This is a genomic window from Mesorhizobium sp. M0663, assembly GCF_040320585.1.
GTDB lineage: Bacteria > Pseudomonadota > Alphaproteobacteria > Rhizobiales > Rhizobiaceae > Mesorhizobium.
On record NZ_JAMYPX010000006.1, the window covers coordinates 1 to 21,314 of the forward strand.

21 protein-coding genes and 1 pseudogene are annotated in these 21,314 nt (G+C 62.0%); 9 read left to right on the forward strand and 13 right to left on the reverse strand.

What is annotated here, in order from left to right; genetic code table 11:
• From tnpA to NKI54_RS13805, 4 genes are all read right to left on the reverse strand, one after another.
• A partial coding sequence (gene tnpA / locus NKI54_RS13790) for an IS66-like element accessory protein TnpA (RefSeq protein ID WP_352691734.1) occupies window positions 1-459 on the reverse strand: 459 nt, incomplete at its 3' end.
• Window positions 460-864: 405 nt separating this feature from the next.
• Window positions 865-1,920 carry a hypothetical protein gene (locus NKI54_RS13795; RefSeq protein WP_031213483.1) on the reverse strand — a complete coding sequence of 352 codons (1,056 nt, stop codon included), beginning with the start codon at window positions 1,918-1,920 and terminating at the stop codon, window positions 865-867.
• Between the two features lie 550 nt (window positions 1,921-2,470).
• A complete protein-coding gene (locus NKI54_RS13800; protein WP_352636407.1) occupies window positions 2,471-3,295 on the reverse strand; it encodes a L,D-transpeptidase in 825 nt (274 codons plus the stop codon).
• 171 nt (window positions 3,296-3,466) lie between these two features.
• Complete coding sequence (locus NKI54_RS13805) at window positions 3,467-4,129, reverse strand: haloacid dehalogenase type II (RefSeq protein WP_352591620.1); 663 nt, start codon at window positions 4,127-4,129, stop codon at window positions 3,467-3,469.
• A gap of 151 nt (window positions 4,130-4,280) precedes the next feature.
• Between NKI54_RS13805 and NKI54_RS13810 the strand changes: the two genes are divergently transcribed.
• The 4 genes from NKI54_RS13810 to NKI54_RS13825 all read left to right on the forward strand — a co-directional run bounded on the left by NKI54_RS13810 (window position 4,281) and on the right by NKI54_RS13825 (window position 7,441).
• Window positions 4,281-5,159 (forward strand): branched-chain amino acid aminotransferase, encoded by an 879-nt coding sequence (locus tag NKI54_RS13810; protein WP_352622574.1) that lies wholly within the window; start codon window positions 4,281-4,283, stop codon window positions 5,157-5,159.
• Window positions 5,160-5,266: 107 nt separating this feature from the next.
• On the forward strand, window positions 5,267-5,863 hold the full coding sequence (locus NKI54_RS13815) for a superoxide dismutase (RefSeq protein ID WP_023677850.1): 597 nt from the start codon (window positions 5,267-5,269) through the stop codon (window positions 5,861-5,863).
• Between the two features lie 174 nt (window positions 5,864-6,037).
• A complete protein-coding gene (locus tag NKI54_RS13820) occupies window positions 6,038-6,481 on the forward strand; it encodes a c-type cytochrome (protein WP_352636408.1) in 444 nt (147 codons plus the stop codon).
• Between the two features lie 9 nt (window positions 6,482-6,490).
• Window positions 6,491-7,441 carry a cytochrome c gene (locus tag NKI54_RS13825; protein WP_352636409.1) on the forward strand — a complete coding sequence of 317 codons (951 nt, stop codon included), beginning with the start codon at window positions 6,491-6,493 and terminating at the stop codon, window positions 7,439-7,441.
• A gap of 11 nt (window positions 7,442-7,452) precedes the next feature.
• Here the strand turns inward: NKI54_RS13825 and NKI54_RS13830 are convergent, their stop codons facing one another.
• The 3 genes from NKI54_RS13830 to NKI54_RS13840 all read right to left on the reverse strand — a co-directional run bounded on the left by NKI54_RS13830 (window position 7,453) and on the right by NKI54_RS13840 (window position 10,797).
• Window positions 7,453-7,836, reverse strand: a complete 384-nt coding sequence (locus NKI54_RS13830; protein ID WP_352449057.1) for an SET domain-containing protein — start codon at window positions 7,834-7,836, stop codon at window positions 7,453-7,455.
• Window positions 7,837-7,981: 145 nt separating this feature from the next.
• The gene (locus tag NKI54_RS13835) at window positions 7,982-8,608 is read right to left on the reverse strand and encodes a LysE family translocator (protein WP_352636410.1); all 627 of its coding nucleotides are present in this window, start codon (window positions 8,606-8,608) and stop codon (window positions 7,982-7,984) included.
• Window positions 8,609-8,685: 77 nt separating this feature from the next.
• Entirely contained in the window at window positions 8,686-10,797 is a 2,112-nt protein-coding gene (locus tag NKI54_RS13840; RefSeq protein WP_352691737.1) for a S9 family peptidase, read from the reverse strand.
• A gap of 674 nt (window positions 10,798-11,471) precedes the next feature.
• Between NKI54_RS13840 and NKI54_RS13845 the strand changes: the two genes are divergently transcribed.
• On the forward strand, window positions 11,472-11,897 hold the full coding sequence (locus NKI54_RS13845) for a Ros/MucR family transcriptional regulator (RefSeq protein ID WP_023677844.1): 426 nt from the start codon (window positions 11,472-11,474) through the stop codon (window positions 11,895-11,897).
• A gap of 114 nt (window positions 11,898-12,011) precedes the next feature.
• Here NKI54_RS13845 and NKI54_RS13850 read toward each other — a convergent pair whose 3' ends face one another.
• Both NKI54_RS13850 and NKI54_RS13855 read right to left on the reverse strand, forming a co-directional pair.
• Window positions 12,012-12,440 carry a SufE family protein gene (locus NKI54_RS13850; RefSeq protein ID WP_352636437.1) on the reverse strand — a complete coding sequence of 143 codons (429 nt, stop codon included), beginning with the start codon at window positions 12,438-12,440 and terminating at the stop codon, window positions 12,012-12,014.
• Between the two features lie 112 nt (window positions 12,441-12,552).
• Window positions 12,553-12,920, reverse strand: a pseudogene (locus NKI54_RS13855) (DUF5330 domain-containing protein).
• Between the two features lie 518 nt (window positions 12,921-13,438).
• Between NKI54_RS13855 and NKI54_RS13860 the strand changes: the two are divergent.
• From NKI54_RS13860 to NKI54_RS13870, 3 genes are all read left to right on the forward strand, one after another.
• Window positions 13,439-15,184 carry a sensor histidine kinase gene (locus NKI54_RS13860; protein WP_352636438.1) on the forward strand — a complete coding sequence of 582 codons (1,746 nt, stop codon included), beginning with the start codon at window positions 13,439-13,441 and terminating at the stop codon, window positions 15,182-15,184.
• The gene (locus NKI54_RS13865; RefSeq protein WP_352622487.1) at window positions 15,159-15,932 is read left to right on the forward strand and encodes a peptidoglycan-binding domain-containing protein; all 774 of its coding nucleotides are present in this window, start codon (window positions 15,159-15,161) and stop codon (window positions 15,930-15,932) included. The genes NKI54_RS13860 and NKI54_RS13865 overlap by 26 nt, the downstream gene beginning before the upstream one ends.
• Before the next feature lie 94 nt (window positions 15,933-16,026).
• Entirely contained in the window at window positions 16,027-16,374 is a 348-nt protein-coding gene (locus tag NKI54_RS13870; protein ID WP_352454316.1) for a DUF1491 family protein, read from the forward strand.
• Window positions 16,375-16,384: 10 nt separating this feature from the next.
• Here NKI54_RS13870 and NKI54_RS13875 read toward each other — a convergent pair whose 3' ends face one another.
• Entirely contained in the window at window positions 16,385-17,395 is a 1,011-nt protein-coding gene (locus NKI54_RS13875) for a DUF2336 domain-containing protein (RefSeq protein ID WP_352569878.1), read from the reverse strand.
• Window positions 17,396-17,582: 187 nt separating this feature from the next.
• Here NKI54_RS13875 and NKI54_RS13880 point away from each other — a divergent pair, with 187 nt between their 5' ends.
• Window positions 17,583-17,768 carry a hypothetical protein gene (locus NKI54_RS13880; protein WP_023677835.1) on the forward strand — a complete coding sequence of 62 codons (186 nt, stop codon included), beginning with the start codon at window positions 17,583-17,585 and terminating at the stop codon, window positions 17,766-17,768.
• A 14-nt stretch (window positions 17,769-17,782) separates the two neighbouring features.
• Here NKI54_RS13880 and NKI54_RS13885 read toward each other — a convergent pair whose 3' ends face one another.
• The 3 genes from NKI54_RS13885 to NKI54_RS13895 form a co-directional block, all read right to left on the reverse strand.
• Window positions 17,783-18,331: a DUF1254 domain-containing protein gene (locus NKI54_RS13885; protein ID WP_023677834.1), complete on the reverse strand. Its 549-nt coding sequence runs from the start codon at window positions 18,329-18,331 to the stop codon at window positions 17,783-17,785.
• Window positions 18,324-18,908 (reverse strand): DUF1214 domain-containing protein, encoded by a 585-nt coding sequence (locus NKI54_RS13890; protein ID WP_352449049.1) that lies wholly within the window; start codon window positions 18,906-18,908, stop codon window positions 18,324-18,326. Before NKI54_RS13890 ends, NKI54_RS13885 begins: the two co-directional genes overlap by 8 nt.
• Window positions 18,909-19,005: 97 nt before the next feature.
• The gene (locus NKI54_RS13895; RefSeq protein WP_352636412.1) at window positions 19,006-21,165 is read right to left on the reverse strand and encodes a transglycosylase domain-containing protein; all 2,160 of its coding nucleotides are present in this window, start codon (window positions 21,163-21,165) and stop codon (window positions 19,006-19,008) included.
• Between the last annotated feature and the right edge of the window lie 149 nt (window positions 21,166-21,314).

Below are 21,314 nucleotides of genomic sequence, written 5' to 3' on the forward strand. Positions count from 1 at the left end.
AACATGACCCAGTGCTCCGATGGTCGCCGTCAACGCATCCACATCACCGCATTCCAGCGTCAACTTCACGCCGTTCGGCAGCGACGCGCTCACCTTGGCTGGAGAGGAAAAAGGCGCTGTCCTTTTCGATGCCGACCTACGTGCCCCATCGCAAGTCCCCGGCAAATCCACCGCAGCCATGCTGCTCTGTCGCAGCAAGGCCCGATCGGAAGTGCTTTCAATCTGAACCGGGATGAACGCCGATGGTGGGGGCTGTGGGAGGGACTGGGTCTCCGCCCGCTTCTTTATCCACTTCCGAAGAAGGTTCGCATTGACCCCATGTTCGAGCGCAAGCCTCGATACCGACACGCCAGGCTCAAGACAGGCCGAGACAAGACGGTCCTTCGATGCCGGGTCGTATCGGCGTCGCCCGTCCCGACCGACAAGCCTCACCCGCAGTTTCTGCTCATCTTCTTCCATCACAAGGTGTCCACCTATTTTGGTGGACACCTCATGCATCAGAGCACTCAACAGCAAAAGGTGCGGGGAAATTCGCGCTTACCCAGCAGCATTCGTTTTGGAATGTTGAGATCACCGGCCCCCATGCCTGTGCGGAGCCAGATGGCGGTCGCAAGTACGCGGCGATGAACGACGGGCGGCACCGTTTCGTCAGGCAGTCCGCTCATTTGGACACACGCTCGGCGGACAATTTGGGCAAGAAGACCGTTCCGAGTCAGGCCGACCGCGTGCGACTTGAATATGTCTCGGCTAGTTCTGCCCCGCCGCTGTCTGACAATGAAGGCAGTGATGTCGGTGTCGTGTTCACGCGCCAACGGATTCTCGGCGTAACTGAGCCTGCCGTAAAGGTCCTGCCAGTTGTCCTTGTTAAAGAACTGGTGCTCGGATGGCCTGCTCCCGGGTTCGATACGTAGCCTTCACACCCACTGCGTCCAACAGGGGAGCAGGGTTGCGCGACACCTCGTTCACATACTCCCGCAAGACCTCACGCCTCAATAGGGCATGCGCAGTCGGGCCTGTAGGGCGCGGATTCTTCAAGACGGCTTGCAGGTTATTCTTTATCTCGTCGAGGCTCTGCCCGAAAATTCGAACCGAGGCCCCGATCCTGATGAGTTCGGCCACGACAGGGGCAGTGTTCTCGCGCGCCAACTTCCCGGAGACACCGAGAAGTTCCATCGCAACTGGCGCATCCAGATAGACAACGAGGTCGGTCTTATCGACCGAGGTCACCGGCTTCACAAAGTCCTGAACGACCTCGGTCAGAAGCCCGATAGCTGCAATCCGGGCAAGTACCTCAGCACTGCCTTGGTTCTCCTCGATTGCATGTTTGACGAAGCGCGCGCACAGGAATTTCTCTTCGTCTCGGAGGGAGGTCGTATTGGGGATTTCTACTACCTGCCGCAGCTTTCCTGACGCATCCGGTTTGACGCCCGCTTTGAACTCGATGCTCTTCTCGCTGAACGCTTCGACGTAAAGGAGCCATTCGACAAGGATGTCCTCGAACTCTTCGACGTCTCGGGGGATTGTAGTGAGTGGCGAAAGCGCTTCGGAGAACTCCTTAAACTGAGTGGCGATGCGGCGTAGCTCAGCCTCAACGGTCTGAGTGGATGCATCCGGCTCGCCGTTGTCAGCCATCTGAATCGTATACGTGGTATCCTTGGCACCTGCGATGTCAGCAACAATCCAGCCGTGACGCTCTAAGTAAGGGACAAATGTCTCGACCAGATCGGAGTTGAAGTTCCACTTGTACATATCGCGAATTGCTGCGGCGATGACATCTGGGTCGAGTTTGCTGCCATTGTGACGGCGCAAGATCGGATCGAAGAACGGCAGCAACCCTTCCAGCACGTTTCCGCTGTCATTTCCGAGTGCAGACAACGCCCCGTAAATGCGAACCGCCGACCGAGTAAGTTGCGTTGCCATGACCCGTATTGAACCGTTGCCTACGGTTGCAGACTAAGGGTCAACGTGGTCGCAGGCTACTGCTTATTGTGCATGTCAAGATGATCATGGTCGGTAATTGTTATGGTCAACGTCGCGGATAGACGCGAACAGCTTCCACCTCTCTTAGCCAAATCAATCCGAAGCGATCCGGCGCCCTAGTGGACGCTCCGCTTCCGAGCCGAGGCGTCGCAGTATGGTCACATCGGGGAAGGTCCGCTTCCGCTCATCGCAAACAGCCTCGAACCGTCGGGCTGAATGACCGCAAACAATAATCCATAGCCGACGATCGCGATCACTGGCCTTGGAATGTCTGGCAAGGGTCAGGAGCGCTGGTTGCGCTCAACGTCGGGTTTCGGGAAGGAGAAACGGCCCAGGACGGGCAGCAATGGGTAGGGAACGCTGGTTGCGTTGAATGTCGGCTATCGGGGGGCTCGGCATAAGCATCGGACCTAAAAGCGGGCACGGGCAAGCCGACGCTCGGCAAAACCAGCAGGACACGTGAGCAATCCCGCCCGCGCTTTCGACCAGCTCAGAAGATCGAGTTGGTCACCGCTTTTATCGGGCCGAGCAGGATCGATCCTTCCGGCACGCCGGCGTCGATCGGAATGGCTTTGCGGTTTGCTGTCGCCACCATCGGCTGACCGATGTCGGCCGTCACCACGACCGGGGTCTTGTTCGGCACACGATCATAGAGATCGATGATGTCCTGGTTCATCAGGCGCACACAGCCCGACGACACCGATTTGCCGATCGACCGCCATTCCGGCGAACCGTGCAAGCGGTAGAGCGTGTCCTGGTTGCCCTGGAAGAGATAAAGCGCCCGCGCGCCAAGCGGGTTCTTGAGCCCACCGGGCATGCCGCCATTGTCGGCGCTGTACGGCTTCAACTCCGGCTGCCGGGCGATCATGTCGTCCGGCGGCGTCCATTTCGGCCATTTCTGCTTCCATTGGACCACCGCATCGCCCGACCATTCGAAGCCGGCGCGGCCGAGGCCGACGCCATAGCGGATCGCCTGGCCGCCCGGGCGCACCAGGTAGAGGAAGTGATTGGTCGTGTCGACGACGATGGTGCCCGGCTGCTGCCCGGTCGGATCGTCCACGATCTGGCGCAGGAACTGCGGGTCGATCTTGTCGACCGGTATGGCCGGCAGCTCGAAGCCGCCATCGGACATCGCCCCATACATCGTCACATAGTCGCCGAGCGCCGGCTCGACATAGGTCGGCGGCGGTGGCTCGACCGGTTGTTGCGACAGCGTGGTGCAACTGGAGACCGCGACCGAGGCGGCGCCAAGGGCTGCTGCGTTGAGAAAACCGCGACGGCTCAGGCGCAGAGAGGACGATGGGGGTGTGAACATGATTGCCTTTTTTAAGTCTCAAATCGCAACAAAGCATAAATGCGTCCTGTTGCGCAGGTGCCGAGCAATGCCCGGCGCGATAGGCGGTTCCAATTCTGGCCGCAGGGTGGACAAACAAAGGCAAAGCTGTGACTGGATCGTCACTGTTGCGCCGAGGCAACATGTCCGGTGTCACCCCCCGGCGACCAGACCTTCAAGGGACGGCAGGATCAGGGCCGGTGGAAAATCCCGGTATTCCTCTGGCTGATTGGCGCGGTTGATCCACACCGTCCTGAAGCCGAATTTGGTGGCGCCGGCGACGTCCCAGCGGTTGGATGACTGGAAAGAGACAGCGCCCGGATAGAGGCGCCAGCCCGTGGTGACCATGTCGTAGACCGACGGGTCGGTCTTGAAGCGCCTGACGCTGTCGACGGAATAGACGTCGTCCAGGACCTGGTCGAGCGCGGCGGACTTGACGGCCGCTTGCAGCATTTCAGGCGAACCGTTGGACAGGATCGCCAGCCTTGCTCCCGATGCCTTGAGCGCCTTGAGCACGGCCGGCACCTCCGGATAGCAGTCCAGCCGCCAATAAGCCTCGAGCAGCTTCGCCTTCAGCCCGGCATCGGCGGACGGAACCTTGCTCAGGGCGAAATCGAGCGCCTGCTCGGTGAGCTGCCAGAAATCGGCATAGGCCCCCATCAGCGTCCTGACCCAGGAATATTCCAGCTGCTTGGCGCGCCAGATCTCGGACAGCAACTGGCCGTCCGGCCCGATCTGGTCGGCGTGACGGCGCACGGCCGCATGCACGTCGAACAGCGTGCCATAGGCGTCGAAAACGTAAGCCGCGAACTGCATTCGACAGTTTTGAGGCCGCGTAAGGCAAGGCGCAAGCGCTGATTGCAGTCCGCCAGCCCGCTGGCCTCAACAAATCTCAGCCAAGCCGGTTGACGGCGGCCGCCAAAGCATCTTCCAATGCGCCGCAACAAGCATCGAACGGAACCTGGCAATGACACTGGCGACTGCGGCGCAATCCGCGACATGGACCTTCGTCGACGGCGACTGGTACGAGGGCAATGTTGCCATTCTAGGGCCGCGCAGCCACGCCATGTGGCTTGGCACCAGCGTGTTTGACGGCGCCCGCTGGTTCGAGGGCGTCGCTCCCGATCTCGATCGTCATGCGGCAAGGGTAAATGCCTCGGCGATCGCGCTCGGTCTGAAACCGACGATGAGCACCGACAGGATCGTCGGCCTGACCTGGGACGGGCTGAAGAAATTCGACGGCAACACGGCGGTCTACATCAGGCCGATGTATTGGGCCGAGCATGGCGGCTATATGGGCGTGCCGGCCGACCCGGCCTCGACGCGTTTCTGCCTTTGCCTCTATGAATCGCCGATGATCTCGCCGGCGGGGTTTTCGGTGACGGTGTCGCCGTTCCGGCGCCCGACCATCGAAACCATGCCGACCAACGCCAAAGCCGGCTGCCTTTATCCCAACAACGGCCGGGCCATCCTGGAAGCCAAGATGCGCGGCTTCGACAATGCGCTCGTGCTCGACATGCTGGGCAATGTCGCCGAGACCGGCACCTCGAACATTTTCCTGGTCAAGGATGGCCATGTCCTGACGCCGGCGCCGAACGGCACCTTCCTGTCCGGCATCACCCGCTCGCGCACCATGGCCCTGCTTGGCGAATACGGGTTCACGACGACGGAAAAGACGCTGTCGATCCGCGACTTCCTGGAGGCGGACGAAATCTTCTCGACCGGAAACCACTCGAAAGTCGTGCCGGTCACCCGTATCGAGGATCGCAATCTGCAGCCCGGACCGGTGGCCAAGAAGGCGCGCGAACTCTATTGGGAATGGGCGCATTCGACTTCGCCCGGCTGACCCGCTAAAAAGCGGCCGGCGCTTCGTTTCCGGAGTTGTTCCAGACCAATCCAGTCCTATGTTAGTCCGGTATCGACACCGGATTTTTCCACGAGGGAGTACGACCGATGGCTTTTGAATTGCCCGCCTTGCCCTATGATTACGAGGCTTTGCAGCCTTATATGTCCAAGGAAACGCTGGAATATCACCACGACAAGCACCACAAGGCCTATGTCGACAACGGCAACAAGCTGGCCGCCGAGGCGGGCATGGGCGATTTATCGGTCGAAGAGGCCGTCAAACAGTCCTTCGGCAAGAATGCGGGCCTCTTCAACAATGCCGCCCAGCACTACAATCACATCCATTTCTGGAAATGGATGAAGAAGGGCGGCGGTGGCAACAAGCTGCCCGGTGCATTGCAAAAGGCGGTCGACAGCGATCTTGGTGGCTACGACAAGTTCAAGGCCGACTTCATCGCCGCCGGCACCACCCAGTTCGGTTCGGGCTGGGCCTGGGTCTCGGTCAAGGACGGCAAGCTGGCGATCTCGAAGACGCCGAATGGCGAGAACCCGCTCGTCCATGGCGCGACGCCGATCCTCGGCGTCGATGTCTGGGAACACTCCTACTACATCGACTATCGCAACGCCCGGCCGAAATATCTCGAAGCCTTCGTCGACAGTCTCATCAACTGGGACTATGTGCTCGAACTCTACGAAAAGGCCTGATCCGTTCCAGAAAGCCCCGGCAGAACCGGGGCTTTTCTTTTTCAGCATCAGAACGACAGCTGCAAAAATTTCACGCAAGCGTGAGGCGAAGCGTCGGAATTTTTAAGCCATCCTTGCCGTTTGTCATCGGTGTGGGGCCGCATCCTGAATTGCCTTCAACATGGAGCCAAGTGAATGAGAAAGCTTATCCTCGCCATCTCGATGCTCGCCTTCGCCGGTTCGGCGGCATTTGGAGACCCGGTAGCTGACCGGCAGGCCCTGATGAAGGAACGTGGCAAGATCGCCGCCGGCTTGTCGAAAGTGGTCAAGGGCGAGACGCCCTACGACGCAGCTTCGGTGCTGACGGCGTTGCAGGCACTGCAGGTCAATGCCGAGAAATTCCATGCCGGCGTCGACACGCTTTTCCCGGCGGGCAGCGACACCGGCGACACCACGGCGTCCCCAAAAATCTGGCAGGACATGGCCGGCTTCAAGACGGCTGAAGGCAAGTACCTCGCCGACGTCAAGGCGGCGGTCGCCGCAGCACCTGCGGATGCCGACGCGTTGAAGGCGCAGTTCAACACCATCGGCGGCGGCTGCGGCAACTGTCATCAAAACTACAGGGTGAAAAAAGGATGATAGCGGGCAATGCGCTTGCTGAAGAAACTTGTCGGCGCCGCCCTCGTTCTGGGCGGTGCGGCCGCGATTGCCGGCTGGTTCCTGTCGGCTCCGGTCAGGCTCGATGCCGCAACGCTGGCTGAGCTTGGTCCTGGCGACGCCGCCAGGGGCAAGCGCATCTTCTACGCCGGCGGCTGCACATCCTGTCATGCCAAGCCTGGCTCGCAAGGCGACGCCCGTCTTCAGCTGGCGGGCGGCCTTGAACTCAAGACGCCATTCGGCACCTTCGTGCCGCCGAACATATCGCAGGATACCAGGGACGGCATCGGCGCCTGGTCGGTCGAGGATCTTGCCAACGCCATGCTGAAGGGCGTGTCGCCGTCGGGCGAGCATCTCTATCCGGCATTTCCCTATACTTCCTACGCGCGCATGAAGCCGGCCGACATTGCCGATCTCTATGCATTCCTGAAGACGTTACCCGCGGTCGCCGGCAAGGCGCCCGCCAATTCGCTGGGGTTTCCCTTCAACGTCCGACGCGGCCTTGGTCTGTGGAAATTGCTCTATTTGAGTGACCAGCCGGTCGTTTCCTTTCCCGACGGCCCACGGGATCCGGTGTTGACAGGCCGCTATCTGGTCGAAGGCCCCGGCCATTGCGGCGAATGCCACACGCCGCGGGATCTTGCCGGCGGCACCAGGAAGAGCCAATGGCTGGCAGGTGCGGCCGCCGCCGAAGGCAGCGGCATCGTGCCGAACATCACGTCGGGCGAGGGCGGCATCGCGGACTGGTCCGAGGCCGACATCGCCAACTATCTCGAAACCGGCTTCACGCCGGATTTCGATACGGTCGGCGGCGCAATGGTCGACGTGCAGCGGAACATGGCCGTGCTGACCCCGGAGGACCGCGCGGCGATCGCCGCCTACCTGAAAGCCGTGCCGCCGCACCCCAACGGCTATCCGGCGCGCAAGAAGCCGTCGAGCTGACGGCCGTTGCGTCAGCGGTCGCCGAGAAAGTCGAAGCCGGTTTCGAAGAAGTGATTGTAGTCGCAGGTCATTTCCTCGCCGGGCGCAATGTCGCGCAAGGCATAGGTCTCCTCCGGCTGCGAGACGTCGCAATTCGGGCTGTCGGCATGGTTCATGTAGCGCGCATCGTCGGCTTCGAAGACGATGTAATTCGGGTCGCGCCGGTCCGGATAGGCGTAGCGGTCGAGATAGGTTCTGACCGGCCCGGTTTCCCGCTCGTAGGCCGCTACCTCGATGCGCCGGTCGTATTTCGGGTCGAGCTTCCAGACCAGCGTGCCGCGGGCAATGTGGTTCTTGGCAAAGACGCCGATGCCCTGGATGGGCGATTTGTCGAGATAGACATCGACGAGCAACATGGCAGATCCCTGGGTGATTGTGTGTTGGCGCGGCTGTGAAAAGGCCGCGCACTGGGTAGCGCGCGGCCTTTGCAATTGCGAGCGGAAAATCAGCTGTGCCTGCCCATTATCCGCAGCCTCGTACGGCTCGTCGCCTGTCGAGACCCTAGCGCTGTTGCAGCGCCAGCCGGATGCCTAAGGCGCAATAGATACCGCCGACAGCCTTGCCTTGCCATCTCAGCACCGTCGGGTTTCGGCGCAGGAATGCACCGAGGCCGCCCGCACCCACGGCGAAAACCACCGTGCTGACGAGGCCCAACAGAACAAAGATGACGCCCAATATCGCCAGTTGAAGCATCACCGATCCGTTTTCAGGCCGCACGAACTGCGGAAGAAATGCGAGGAAGAAAAGCGCGGTCTTGGGATTGAGAACCTCGGTCAAAACAGCCTGCCGAAATGCTTTGGCAGCGGGGATCGCAAGTGCGCCGGCGGCCGGATAGACAGGCGTTTTCTCGATGATCGCGCGAATGCCGAGATAAATGAGGTAGGCTGCGCCGATGTACTTCACGATGCTGAAAAGCGCCGCCGACGTGGCAATGATCGCCGAAATGCCGACGATCGCCATGAAGGTGTGAACCACGTCGCCGGCCGCGATCCCGGCGCCGGTCGCAATGCCCACCCTGGTTCCGGAACTGGTTGCCCGCGCCACCGTCAGAAGAGTGGCGGGACCCGGGATGAAGACAAAGCCAAGCACAACCGCGACATAAGCTATCAACGTGGCGAGATCGATCATTGGTGGGCTCCGCAACTCTCACCGCCAATGAAGCCACGTCGCGGAACGGAAGGCAATGACCGCTCATCCGCCGATGTTCACGCCGCAAGCTCGGCCTTGCCCGTCACCTTGAGCGCGAAGGCGTAGGTGAAGGCGATTTCCTCCAGTCTTGAAAACCGGCCGGAGGCGCCGGCATGGCCTGAATCCAGGTTGATCTTGAACAGCACCGGATTTTCACCCGTCTTGCGGTCGCGCAGCCGCGCCGCCCATTTGGCCGGCTCCCAATAGGTGACGCGCGGGTCGGTCAGGCCGGCCAGTGCCAGGATCGGCGGATAGTCGAGTGCGGCGACATTGTCGTAGGGCGAGTAGGCGGCGATGGTCCGGTAATCCTCCGCCGACGCGATCGGATTGCCCCATTCCGGCCATTCCGGCGGCGTCAGCGGCAAGCTTGCGTCGAGCATGGTGGTGAGCACGTCGACGAAGGGAACCTCGGCGACGATTCCGCCGAAGCATTGCGGCGCCATGTTGGCGACCGTGCCCATCAGCATGCCGCCGGCGGAACCGCCTTGCGCAACGATGCGGTCATGCTGCGTATAGCGTTCGGCGACGAGGTGGTGGGCGGCAGCGACAAAATCGGTGAACGTGTTCATCTTGTTCGCCCGCTTGCCGTCGTCGTACCAGCCATAGCCCTTGTCCTTGCCGCCGCGAACATGGGCTATCGCGTAGACAAGGCCGCGGTCGACCAGCGAAAACAGATTGGTGTTGAACGCGGCGGGTACGGCTATGCCGTAAGATCCGTAGCCGTAAAGCAGGCAAGGGGCGGACCCGTCGAGCGGTGTGTCGCGGTGGTGGAGGAGCGAGATCGGCACCAGTTCGCCGTCGGCGGCAGGCGACATCAGCCGGCGCGTGACGTAGTGCTCCGGGTCGTGGCCGGACGGCACTTCCTGGGTCTTGAGCAGCACCCGCTCGCGGGTGCGCATGTTGTAATCGAAGACCTGCGCCGGGGTCGTCATCGACGAATAGGAAAAGCGCATGATCTCGGTGTCGTATTCGTAGGAGCCGGACAGGCCGAGCGAGAAGGCTTCCTCGTCGAAGGAGATCAGGTGCTCCTCGCCGCTCTTGCGGTCGCGCACGACGATGCGCGGCAGGCCTTCCTTGCGCTCGAGCCGGACCATGTGGTCCTTGAAGCCGATCACCGAAAGGATCAGCCGGCCCGCTTCGTGCGGCACCAGTTCCTGCCAATTGGCGCGCACCGGATCATGGGCCGGCGCCGTCATGATCTTGAAGTCCTTGGCGCCGTCGGCATTGGTGAGGATGAAGAAGATGTCGCCGCCTTCCTCGAGTTCGTACTGCAGGCCCGTCTGGCGCGCCGCAACCAGCTTCGGCTCTGCGAACGGATCGTCGGCGCTCATGATGCGGTATTCCGAGGTCTCATGATCGTTGATGCCGATCATGATCCACTCGTTGGAGCGCGTGCCGCCGACATCCATGAAGAAGCCGGGATCGGTCTCCTCGTAAATCAGCCGGTCGTTTTCAGGACCGTCGCCAAGCGCATGGAACAGCACTTTGGAAGGACGGTGGTTGGGGTCGAGGCGGGTGTAGAAAAAACCGTCATTGCCGGCATCCCACACACCGCCGCCGCCGGTGTCCGGGACCCTGTCCGCCAGATCGTTGCCGCCGGCCAGATCGCGGACGCGCAGCGTGTAGAATTCGGAACCCTTGTCGTCGAAGGCCCAGAGCAGCTTGCTGTGGTCGTCCGAATGATCGACGCCGCCCAGGCGGAAATAGGGCTTGCCCTCGGCCTCGGCATCGCCGTCGAGCAATATCTGCTTGTCGCCGCCGTCACGCGCCGTGCGGAAATAACGCGGCTGCTGGCCGCCAAGCTTGAAGGAGGAGCCGTAGGCGTAAGGTCCGTCCTTCATCGGCACGGAAGAATCGTCTTCCTTGATGCGTCCCTTCATTTCCGCGAAAAGCTGCTTCTGCAGTTGGACCGTATCGGCCATCAGCGCCGCCTGGTAAGCATTCTCGGCTTCGAGGTGGGCGCGGATTTGGCCGTCGAGCAGGGACGGATCCCTGAACATCTCTTGCCAATTGGCGGCCCTCAGCCAGCCATAATCGTCCGTCCGCGTTATGCCGTGATGCGTGTCGAAGATCGGCCGCTTCTCCGGCTGCGGCGGCGTGGCGGTCGGAAACACTGGGGTTCTGGTCATTGCGTCTCGCTGTGGAAGCTACTTGAATGGCGAATGAACACGCCGAGCAGCGCGGGTTCAAGGGCTATGATCTATTGTCGTGGTGGCTCGAGAGGACGGGCTGGAGGAGCGGATAAGGAATATTTCTTCTCGGACTGCCGCGGTTCTCGCCGTCGCTGCGATGACCCTGCCAGTGCCGGTCAATCTCATGCAACTGCCTTCGCGGCTTGGCAAGTGGCCGATACGGCTGGGTCTACGGAAATACATTACCCCATTTCAATGACACAGCGCACCGCTCCGGCGACGGCTCGCGAGCAACAGTAACGCTTCGCAACCTATGATTTTACTGAATCCGCCGATCATCCAGGCTGTAATGCCGCCGGCAGGGTCAAGCATCGAACTCTATTTACCTGCTGCCGTTTGTGTAATGGCTGCTTGCCGCGGCGCCAGTCGATGCTGGTCTGACCAGAAAAAACGGCAAAGTTACGCTTTGCACGAAAGAGTGAAGCTGAATATGGAAGATTTGACTTGTATCGCTGAATAGACCGAAAGAAGCGAATTGACTTACTTGGCGGCCCGGCCCATTAAGATGCCGCGACGCGAATCGCGGAGGCTTTTTCCTGCACAAGTTCGCGCGATGCCCAACTATCGAAACGGGCGCAAACAGAAACAATTCTCGTTGGGGCCTGAACGCCATGGATATTACCGAAACACCTTCCAGAAACAGCGACGCGCTGATCGAGCTCACCGCCGATGTGGTGGCCGCCTATGTCAGCAACAATCCCGTGCCGGTCGGCGAACTGCCGAACCTTATCGCCGATGTCCATGCCGCTCTCGGGCGTGTCGGCGGGGCCGCCGAGCAGCCTCCTGCCGACAAGCAGAAGCCGGCGGTAAATCCGAAGCGGTCGGTGCATGACGACTACATCATCTGTCTCGAAGACGGCAAGAAGTTCAAGTCGCTCAAGCGTCACTTGATGACCCACTATGATCTGACGCCCGACCAGTATCGCGAAAAGTGGAACCTGGACCCAAGCTATCCGATGGTTGCGCCCAATTACGCGGCCGCCCGTTCGCAGCTCGCCAAGAAGATGGGTCTCGGCCGCAAGCGCAAGGGACGCTGACAAGCGGCTCTTCCGGTTTGATACTCAAACGGCGCCTACAGGCGCCGTTTTCGCATTGTGGGGAGACCAAGCTCAGGCCGCCAGTTCTTCATGCCGCCAGCAACTGCCGTGCGGTCAGGCGGTCTGCTTCAGCGCTGCCTCGGCGTCACGCCTGATGCGCTTGACCATCGAGCGAAGACCATTGGCGCGCTGCGGCGACAGGTGCTCGTCAAGTCCGAGCGCCTTCAATGTGGCCTCTGCGTCGGTCCTCTGGATTTCGCTGGCCGGCCGTCCCGAAAACAGCGCCAGCATGATGGCGACCAGGCCGCGCACGATATGCGCGTCGGAATCGCCCTTGAAGGTGATAACGGGGTCGACACCCCCGCCTTGCTCAGTGGTCAGCCAGACCTGGCTGACGCAGCCGGGCACCTTGTTGGCTTGTATGCGTTGCTCGTCGGGAAACGGCGGCAGCGCTTCACCCAGTTCAATCACATAGCGATAGCGGTCTTCCCACTCGTCGAGCAGGGAAAAGTCGTCGCGGATGGTCTGGATCGTCGTCGTCATTCCCCCGGATATAGTCATCCGGCGCTGCCACGTCACGGAAAAAGAGGAGAAACGCCGCAGGTGCCGAGAGCGAGAGCCTTGCGGTTTAGCGATGAATTCGGCCGAAACAGTCTCAGTTCTTCGCCGGCAAGTGCACTTTCGCCGGCAAATCGACTTTCGCCGGCAAGACGATTTCCCCGGGCACGCTGCCGGTGGTCGTCACCGTATCGGTTCAGCGGCCTTGTCGTCCAGCATGGCGGCCGCGATCTTGGCGGTCTCCCTGGCCCGGGCGGTGATGGTGTGCATTGCCGATTTGCCGGTCTCGCACACGTCCGGCTTGCGCTCGCAGATGCCGGCGATATCGCCGACGGCTTCGCGCGCCGCAAACAGCGCCTGGAGCGGCCCGACGCTTTCGCGGCCCGCATCATCGGCGCCGACACCCAGCGGCAGCGCCAGAAGCACCAGCGAAAACCAGAAAGCAGCTCTTATCAGAAAGCCCATCTGTCTGTCCTTTATGACGTCATGCATCCGAACCGCACGACCCTTGTACCGCGATACTGACACAGACGCGCAAAGGACGGCTTGTCCCGAAAGCAACAGTTTTCCTTAAATTTTAGGTAGATTCGAAACGAAGCGTTTTGAAGTTCATTTGCCTCGAACGGCTCAGATTTTATTCAGCAAATGATAACCATCCAACCTATTGTTTTTCATGATCATTTTCTTAATCGGCGACAGTTTGATGCCATCGGTCGTAGGTGCAGGGGCGGGCGGTGTGGATAACGCTCCGTTTACTATGGCGGCAATTGCCCCGGTTTTTCCCCGCCGGTATCCCGATATTTGCAGCCTGCCGGGGGACGATCGGCCCAGCCTTATCCATTCCTTAAACGCTGGATGCGAGTTTTGGATCGACAAAAGCCGCCTGCAAAGCAGGGCCGTTCACGACCGGGTGCGTTGAGTTGAGTGCGATCAAGGCCAGATACGCCGAGTTGCCGGGCGCGATAGCCGCCGGTTGCGAACGGATGGTTCATCCGTCCGCCCTCGGCCAGAGCGATCGTCGCCGCCACAGCCGGTTCATTGGCGTCATGCTGGCGGCTCCCTTCTTCAGCGCAGGTGCAGCGGTGACGCTGGTCACGTCGGGCATGGGCGCCGCCTTGACTGTGGCTGCGATCTTTGCGGCGTTTGGCCTTTGCTGGTTCGCCGCCTTGCTGGTGGCGGCATCGGGCAAGATGACCCTGGCCGGCCAACTCGCCTTGGTCGTCGGCGGTGTTGCCCTGGGTGCCCTTATCGCTGCCGCCGGCGGTGTGGCCTCGCCGGTTGCCTTGCTTGCGGTGGCGCTGCCGTTTGAAGCCTGGTGGATCGGCCAGTCGCGCCGTGCCGTGATCTGGGGCGCCATATCGGCCTTTGTCGCAGTCTTGCTGCAGCCTTTAGCCGGTTCGGTCTTGCCGCTCGACCAGACCGAAATCGCCGCATGGCACTGGCTGGTACCACTGGCCTGGGCACTCACGCTCATTCCGCGTATCGCTCCGCTTCGCGGCGCCGCCAGCGCACAGTTCGATCCGGCCGGCAGCGACCGGCTCGAAGACCTCATCGACGCCGTCGTGCTGCGAATCGCGGCGCATGGCGAGGTTCTGGACGTCTCGGCTAAGGCACGCGCTATGCTGAGGCTGCCGCCGGAGCTGCTTTTCGGCACCGGACTTTTCGATCGCATCCATCTGTCCGACCGCGTCCCGTATCTCAGTGCGCTGGCCGATATGCGTGATGGAGCCCTGTCGCGCCGGCTCGACCTTCGCGTACGGCTGCCGCAGAGCAGCGGCGTGACGGCCGACAATTACCGGCCGTTCTCGCTCGAGATGATGCGCGCGCCGGGGCAGGAGACTGTCTTCACGCTTCTTCTGTGCGAGAACGACGAACTGGCCGGACTGCGCCAGGAGCTTGCCGCTGCCAATGAGGCGGCTGCCTCCGCCGAGGTGGCGAAAGGACGTTTCCTTGCCGTCGTCGGCCATGAGTTGCGCACCCCGCTCAATGCCATCATCGGCTTTTCCGACATGTTGCTGCACGAGATGTTCGGCAGCTTCAAGGATCCGCGCCAGAAGGAATATGTCGGGCTGGTCAGGGATTCGGGCCAGCACCTGCTTGCCGTCGTCACCTCGATACTCGACGTATCGCGGATCGAATCGGGCGCCTACGCGACCGAACCGGAACCGTTCCGCTTCCGCGAAGCGGTCGAGATGTGCCAGTCCATGATGCGCCTGCAAGCCGAGGCAAAGGCTATCGATCTGCAGGCCCAGATCGCGCCGGACGCAGGCGAAATAAATGCCGACCGTCGCGCCGTGCAGCAGATCCTGATCAATCTCGTCTCTAACGCGATCAAGTTCACGCCCGAAAGCGGCAATGTCGTCATCGGCGCCAAGCGCATCGGCTCGCGGCTGCATTTCTGGGTCCGGGACACCGGCATCGGCATCGCCGAGGAAGACTTCGTCAATCTCGGCAAGCCGTTCATGCAGATCCAGAACGACTATACCCGCCGTTTCGAAGGCACAGGCCTCGGGCTCTCACTGGTGAAGGGGCTGGTGGCGCTGCACGAGGGCACCATGTCGATCGAAAGCATGCCGGGCGAGGGCACCACGGTGACGATCAGCCTTCCCGTGAGCGGCCCGACGGGCCGCTCGGCGGAGAAGACCGGCGTGGTGCCGATGTCCGCGGTCAAAGCCAAGGCGGACGGTGGCAAAGGGGAGAGCAATGGGTCGCTCCGCAAAACAGCCTAAGGCGGTCAAACGCCGCGGCAATGCCTTCGAGCACGGAGCGATGGCGCTGGGCAGCCTGATCTCGCGCAATCCTGTTGTGGTCGGCGGCTCCACCGCGTTCCTGGTGACGCTGTTCTACGTCTCGGCGAACGCGCTTTGGTACCAGCCCTTTCCGCATGCCGGCGCGTTTTTCGCCACCAGGAGTATCGAGCGCTTTCCCCGGGCGGACAGCGACGAGCCCGAAACCACCATCAATATCGTGCGTCCGGCCGCTGCGCCGATCAAGAGCGACCCGGTCGTCGAACAGGTCCAGGGCATATTGAAGGATCTCGATTTCTATTCCGGCACCGTCGACGGGATTCCCGGACCGAATACGCGCAAGGCCATCCAGGCCTATCAGCAGAAGGTCGGATTGAATGCCTCCGGCGAGATCGACAGCGTCCTGCTGGATCAACTGGGCGCCACGCCAAAGACCGCGGCCGTGGTACCGCATCCGGTGCCGCGGCCGGTCGAAACGGCTGCTGTTCCAGCCGCCATTCCAGCGTCCGCACCGGCAAATGCGGTGGCGCAAACGCCTGATCCCCGCATCGTCAAGATCCAGGCCGGACTGAAAGCGTTCGGCAATGACGACATGCAATTGGATGGCGTCGTAGGCGCGCGCACCAAGGCCGCGATCAAGGAATTCCAGGCGCTGTTCGGCTTGCCGGAGACCGGCGAGCCAGACGAGATCGTCTACGTCAAGATGCGCGAGATCGGCCTGACCAACTAAGGGTCGTGACGGCCGCTCGCCGGTCGCTCGGCAAAGACCGGTTACGGTTTTCCGGCCAATGCTGTAAGGACCGCCGCATGTCCAGGAATTCTCCATGCGGGTAACCACCGATCTGTGGGTGTCGGCGCTGTTGCGCCGGGTTTTCAGCGCCGGCGGCTTTGCCGCCGTGGTCAAGCGCGGCGCGACGGAAGCCGGCGCGGTTTTCGTGCTGGCGCGGGGCAGGCTGGGGGAGATAGCGCTGTTCGGGCCGGCGCCGCAGACGAGTTACGATTCAGCCAGGCCGGACGACCGTTTTTTCAGCCTGCTTGGCGAAGGCGACGATGCCGCCATCTTCGACGCGCGGCTGGAGCGCGAGAAGAGATTCGATCCGGATATCTGGGTGGTCGAGATCGAGGCGGGCGCCATTCCCGTCGAGGAGCTTATCTCGGTCAAGGCGTCGTAACGGCAAGCCTTCAGATGCGACGCGCCTTTGGGGTGGCGGCTATATCGGCGCTGTTCGGCTTGCGCAGGTCGGCATTTGCGGCGACGCGCCCAGGCTTGCGAACAATTTTCGATACGGTGTCGGCCTTCCAGCCGCGGAGCCTGTCCAACGCCGCGTCGCGGTGCAGCAGGCGGTAGCGGTCGAGGAAGATGCGGATCGCCTGCGGGTGCGGAAACTCGGTCGGATAGATGGCCGCCGTGATCAGGAACGCCTTGTCTTCACTAAGGTCGAGCGCGCGCAAGGCGGCCAGCAGCGGTGTGTAATTGTGGCTCGCGGTGAGCGTCCGCGCCGTTGAAAAATCGACTTCGAGCGCATCGGCGAGCGCTGTCTGGAAGAATGCCGCATTGCCGGTCAGCGCGGTCTCGCGCAGCTTGACATAGGTTTGTGGCTCGACGAACGGACTGATGGCGGCGCCGCTCTCGGCGCGCATCATGGATCGCAACCGGCGGCGTACAGTTTCAGCGGCATCGGAAGCCTCTTGCCTGTTGACCTCGCCCGCAACCACTTCGGCGTTTTCGGACGCGGCTTTGGCGGTTGTTTCCGGCTGCTGCTGCGACCGCACCAGCGTCGGCCTTTCGAGCACTTTGATGAGATCCGCGATCGTTTGATTGAGATCCTTGCGGCGGGCAATGGCACGGGCATGCGGCAGGCCGTGACGTCCGATCAGCGCGATCAGGTCGACGTCGCTGAGGGCGCGCGAGCGGATGAGCAGCGGAGCGGCGATGTCGACCCGCTCCTGGCAAAGCCGCCGCACCAGCGCGGCGGGTGCATATTCGCATTCGGAAAGGGCTGCCGCGACGTAGCGGCGCGATTCGACCGAGACATTCTCGAAAAGCGGCAGCGTCAGGTCTTCGAGCTGCGCGATCTCCCGGCGCGAAGGGCGGGTGAGCGAGCAGAACGCCGATACCGCGGCGCGAAACAGCCTTTCGGCCTTTCCCGATTCAGCTCCTGCTGCGATTTGCCTGAAATCCGAAGCTGACACGAAGGATACGCCCGACACTCGACACGATCTGGACAGCGCTCTGCCGGGCTGTACCGGTTTCGCGTTTCCCAAGAACAAAGATCAATTTAGCGGCGATCCGTTAGCGCTCCGTTAACCTACTGCCTTCTTAATCGACTATGGAGGCGTTGCGTTGTGCTCCGGGGCAACCGAGAGGAATACGCGAACCATGGGCATGGTACTGTCTTTCGTGCCGCGAACGGCGGCAACCAATCGAGCACAACAAGCCGCGCCGGCGGCAGTGATCATCTTTCCCGGGGTGCGCTACGAGCAGCGGCCGCTGACGGGCGAAACGCGGCCGGCCGGCCCCGACAAGCCGGGACCTTCGGGAACATTGCCGGTACCGCATCACTGAGCATCGGAACCGGCTTAAAAATCCTGCAGTTCGCAGGAACTCTGTTCGAGAAACCGCGAGACGATCGGCTTCCAGCTGTCGTCGGGCACGAACGAACGGATGACGAATACGCCTTCCTCTATCGGCGCCTCGACGAAGATCGCCCCTTGCAGTTCCTCGGGAAGATCCTTGCGGACCTCGATCATCTGGGCCGGCGTCAGTACAACGGTGTCGAGCACGCCTGCGGTCGCGCTGTGGTCGTTGAACGAGTAGATGTTGTGGCCGCCGCGGTCATAGACCGATATCGACCAGAACGGCACCTTTCCCGGCGCCTTGACCCGCACCATCCCCTCGGCAAGATCGAAGCGGCATGCCGCCGCATAAAACAGCGGATCGACCGATTTCACCACCGGCGCGCCGCCGGCTTCCGCGTCGAGCCGGGTCATCTTGTAGAGATCCGAAGCCATGGCCAATCGCGACCAGGCGTCGCGTTCGGAAAACTCGGGGACGAGCACCAGCACGATGATGTGCACGATGCCGGCGCCGAGCAGGCCGAGCAGCACGGCATGCAGCAGGCTACGCATTGCAGCCGACCTTCTGGATCTGCGGCAGCGTGACGTCCGAGAGACCGGTGCTGCTGGCGATCGGCGTGTCGTAGAACGTAAGCACCAAGTACATCTTACCGGCGCCGCTGGTCAGCAGCCAGTTGCCGGGCGCAGGGCGGCTGCCGACGGAAATGACCACCGAATTGTCGGCCTGGCGCAGCACTTGATAGGACTGCAGCGCAGCCGGCCTCGGCTTGCCGGTCTCGACCACGCCAAGCGACTGGTCGGCGGCATAAAGCGTCCAGAACCGGGCGGTGGGAAAGCCGCCCGCAATCTTGTAGGCACATTGCCGCTTGAGCTGTTCGCCGCCGGAATCGCGCTCGGCTATGAAGGACAGTCCTTCCGCCTGTCCGAGCGCCAGCACGCCTTCGCGAGCCACGCGGGCCTTCGAATAGGGATCTGCCGTCGGCGTGCCGATATCGGGGAAGGCGGTCCATTGGCCGATCCTGATGGCGCCGACGCCGTCCTGCAGCTTCAGTGCATACCAGACGCTGCCGCCACCGCCGACGACGGCGATGGCAAGCGAAAGCAGTGTCAGGAAGGCGTTCTTGAGCATGAGGAGGCAAGGGAACCGAAGGCCGGGACTGAAAGATTGCCCCTCGGGGATATCGCGGCGCACGGCCTTGTGGCAAGCGGCCCCGCGCAATTGGCCGTCACAGCGCCGACAGGGTCTCCGGCGCAGCGGGCGCATCGAGCACGGGTGCCGCCTGGAACAGCCTGGTCAGTTCCTTCAGGGTCTGGGTGGTCCGGCTGGACAGCACCGGCGGACGCTCGGCGGCGGCATCGGCAGCTGCCTGTTCGGCGTTCTTCTTTTCCACTTCCTCGGCCTTGGCGGCGATTTCGGCATCGACGAAGGGGTGATCGAGGCCAGGGATCGGCTTGAGATCGATGTGCTGGTGCGCATAGAGCATCAGCCGCTGCCACACCATAGCCGGCAGCGTGCCGCCGGTCATCTTGTTGGTCGCGGTGAAGTCGTCATTGCCGAGCCAGACGGCGGCCGTGTAGTTGCCGGTAAAGCCGACAAACCAGGCATCGCGGTAGGACTGGGTCGTGCCGGTCTTGCCGGCGACGACGATGTTTGGAAGGGCCGCGCGCCGGGCCGTGCCGATCACCGGCACCGCCGCCAGCATGGTGTTCATGTATTTGAGCGCCTGCTCCGACAGCACCCGGTGCGGCGGCGGCGCATCCTTGGCGAAGTCGTAGACCACCTCGCCGGTACGGGTAAAGAGTTGGCTGACGCCGTGCCGGGTTCCGGCAAGGCCGTTCTGGGCAAACACGCTGTAACCCGTCGCCTGGTCCATCACGGTCATGCCCGACGTGCCGAGCACCATGGTCTTGTGCGATTCAAGCGGCGACTCGACGCCCATCGCCTCGGCCATCGCCTTGATCGGCTTGATGCCGAGATAATCCTTGGCCAGCCGCACCGGCACCGTATTGATCGATTTGGCCATCGCCGTGATCAGCGTGACGTTGCCGGCCGACCCGCCATTGTAATTGTGGGGCGACCAGCTGCCCCAGGAGATGGGTCCGCCGGAAACCACCGAATCCGGCGTGAAGCCATGCTCCATCGCCGTCGCATAGACATAGGGCTTGAACGAGGAGCCGGTCTGGCGAAGCGCTTTGGTGGCGCGGTTGAACTGGCTGGCGCCGTAGTCGCGGCCGCCGACGATCGCCCTGACCGCGCCATTGGTCTCGATGACGACGATGGCGCCCTCGGTGACGTTGTATTCCTTGCCGAACTGGCGGAGGTGGAACTCCATCGATTCTTCGGCCGCCTTCTGAATGTTGGCATCGAAGGTGGTGTGGGCGACAAGCGAGTGCGGGCCGCCTTTGGCGGCGATCTTCTTGACCTCGTCGAAGGCCCAGTCGAGGTAATAGTCGGGGCTCTTCTGCTCGCCGCGGTCGACGATTTCGGCCGGGTGCAGCCTTGCCTGCAGCACCTGACCTTCGGTCATGAAGCCGGAATCGACCAGATTGGACAGCACCACGTTGGCCCGCGCCCGGGCGGCGGGCAGGTTTATGTGCGGCGCATATTTGGTCGGCGCCTTGAACAGGCCGGCCAGCATCGCCGCCTCGGCAAGGTTCAGGTCCTTGACGCTCTTGCCGAAATAGAAATCGGCTGCCGCCTCGATGCCGAAGGTGCCGCCGCCCATATAGGCGCGGTCGAGGTAAAGCTGCAGGATTTCCTTCTTCGACAGATTGGCTTCGAGCCACAGCGACAGGAACGCTTCCTTGATCTTGCGCTCGAATGTCCGCTCATTGGTCAGGAACAGGTTCTTGGCCAGCTGTTGGGTGATGCTCGAGCCACCCTGGACGACGGAATTTGCCCGCACATTCTCGAATATGGCGCGCGACAGGCCGAGCACATCGATGCCGTAATGGTCGAAGAAACGGCGGTCCTCGGTCGCCAGCACCGCCTTGATGACATGGTCGGGCATCTCGTCGACCGGCACTGAATCGCGCTGGATGATGCCGCGCTGACCGATCTCGTTGCCGTAGCGGTCGAGGAAGGTGACGGCGAAGTCGCCTTGCGTGCGCCAGTCGCCGGCGGTTATCTGGAAGGCCGGCAAGGCCAGCGCCAAAAGCACGACGATGCCGCCGGCACCGAGCGTAAAGCCTTCACTCAACAGTTCGATCAGGCCGCGGCGCCAGCCGCCGACGCGGAAACGCCGCGAGAAGATGGTCGCCGCCTCCCAGAACTGGCGCGCCCTGAAGCCGATTTCGTAGACCGAGGAATCGATCCACGCATCCACCGCCAGCAGCCTAGCGGCGACCGGACCTCTTCTCTTGCGTGGTTCCAAAGGACTGGCCATTCCAGGATCCGGCTGCGGCGATGCCGCCAACTGAGAAACCGCATACCGGCAATTTCACGGCGGCGCGCCGCTATGACTATTCGTCCATTTTGGCGCTGCCTACAAGGGCGATGAAGATAAGGGCGATGAAGATAAGCGGGAGGTTTGTC

What these genes read in the sequence shown, in the direction of transcription:
- NKI54_RS13870 (WP_352454316.1), top strand. Translation starts at nt 16,027, where the DNA reads ATGCGGGTAACCACCGATCTGTGGGTGTCGGCGCTGTTGCGCCGGGTT.
- NKI54_RS13815 (WP_023677850.1), top strand. Translation starts at nt 5,267, where the DNA reads ATGGCTTTTGAATTGCCCGCCTTGCCCTATGATTACGAGGCTTTGCAG.
- NKI54_RS13795 (WP_031213483.1), bottom strand. Translation starts at nt 1,920, where the DNA reads ATGGCAACGCAACTTACTCGGTCGGCGGTTCGCATTTACGGGGCGTTG.
- NKI54_RS13810 (WP_352622574.1), top strand. Translation starts at nt 4,281, where the DNA reads ATGACACTGGCGACTGCGGCGCAATCCGCGACATGGACCTTCGTCGAC.
- NKI54_RS13890 (WP_352449049.1), bottom strand. Translation starts at nt 18,908, where the DNA reads ATGCTCAAGAACGCCTTCCTGACACTGCTTTCGCTTGCCATCGCCGTC.
- NKI54_RS13820 (WP_352636408.1), top strand. Translation starts at nt 6,038, where the DNA reads ATGAGAAAGCTTATCCTCGCCATCTCGATGCTCGCCTTCGCCGGTTCG.
- NKI54_RS13805 (WP_352591620.1), bottom strand. Translation starts at nt 4,129, where the DNA reads ATGCAGTTCGCGGCTTACGTTTTCGACGCCTATGGCACGCTGTTCGAC.
- NKI54_RS13865 (WP_352622487.1), top strand. Translation starts at nt 15,159, where the DNA reads ATGGGTCGCTCCGCAAAACAGCCTAAGGCGGTCAAACGCCGCGGCAAT.
- NKI54_RS13880 (WP_023677835.1), top strand. Translation starts at nt 17,583, where the DNA reads ATGGGCATGGTACTGTCTTTCGTGCCGCGAACGGCGGCAACCAATCGA.
- NKI54_RS13850 (WP_352636437.1), bottom strand. Translation starts at nt 12,440, where the DNA reads ATGACGACGACGATCCAGACCATCCGCGACGACTTTTCCCTGCTCGAC.
- NKI54_RS13840 (WP_352691737.1), bottom strand. Translation starts at nt 10,797, where the DNA reads ATGACCAGAACCCCAGTGTTTCCGACCGCCACGCCGCCGCAGCCGGAG.
- NKI54_RS13885 (WP_023677834.1), bottom strand. Translation starts at nt 18,331, where the DNA reads ATGCGTAGCCTGCTGCATGCCGTGCTGCTCGGCCTGCTCGGCGCCGGC.
- NKI54_RS13830 (WP_352449057.1), bottom strand. Translation starts at nt 7,836, where the DNA reads ATGTTGCTCGTCGATGTCTATCTCGACAAATCGCCCATCCAGGGCATC.
- NKI54_RS13835 (WP_352636410.1), bottom strand. Translation starts at nt 8,608, where the DNA reads ATGATCGATCTCGCCACGTTGATAGCTTATGTCGCGGTTGTGCTTGGC.
- NKI54_RS13800 (WP_352636407.1), bottom strand. Translation starts at nt 3,295, where the DNA reads ATGTTCACACCCCCATCGTCCTCTCTGCGCCTGAGCCGTCGCGGTTTT.
- NKI54_RS13845 (WP_023677844.1), top strand. Translation starts at nt 11,472, where the DNA reads ATGGATATTACCGAAACACCTTCCAGAAACAGCGACGCGCTGATCGAG.
- NKI54_RS13860 (WP_352636438.1), top strand. Translation starts at nt 13,439, where the DNA reads ATGGTTCATCCGTCCGCCCTCGGCCAGAGCGATCGTCGCCGCCACAGC.
- NKI54_RS13895 (WP_352636412.1), bottom strand. Translation starts at nt 21,165, where the DNA reads ATGGCCAGTCCTTTGGAACCACGCAAGAGAAGAGGTCCGGTCGCCGCT.
- NKI54_RS13825 (WP_352636409.1), top strand. Translation starts at nt 6,491, where the DNA reads ATGCGCTTGCTGAAGAAACTTGTCGGCGCCGCCCTCGTTCTGGGCGGT.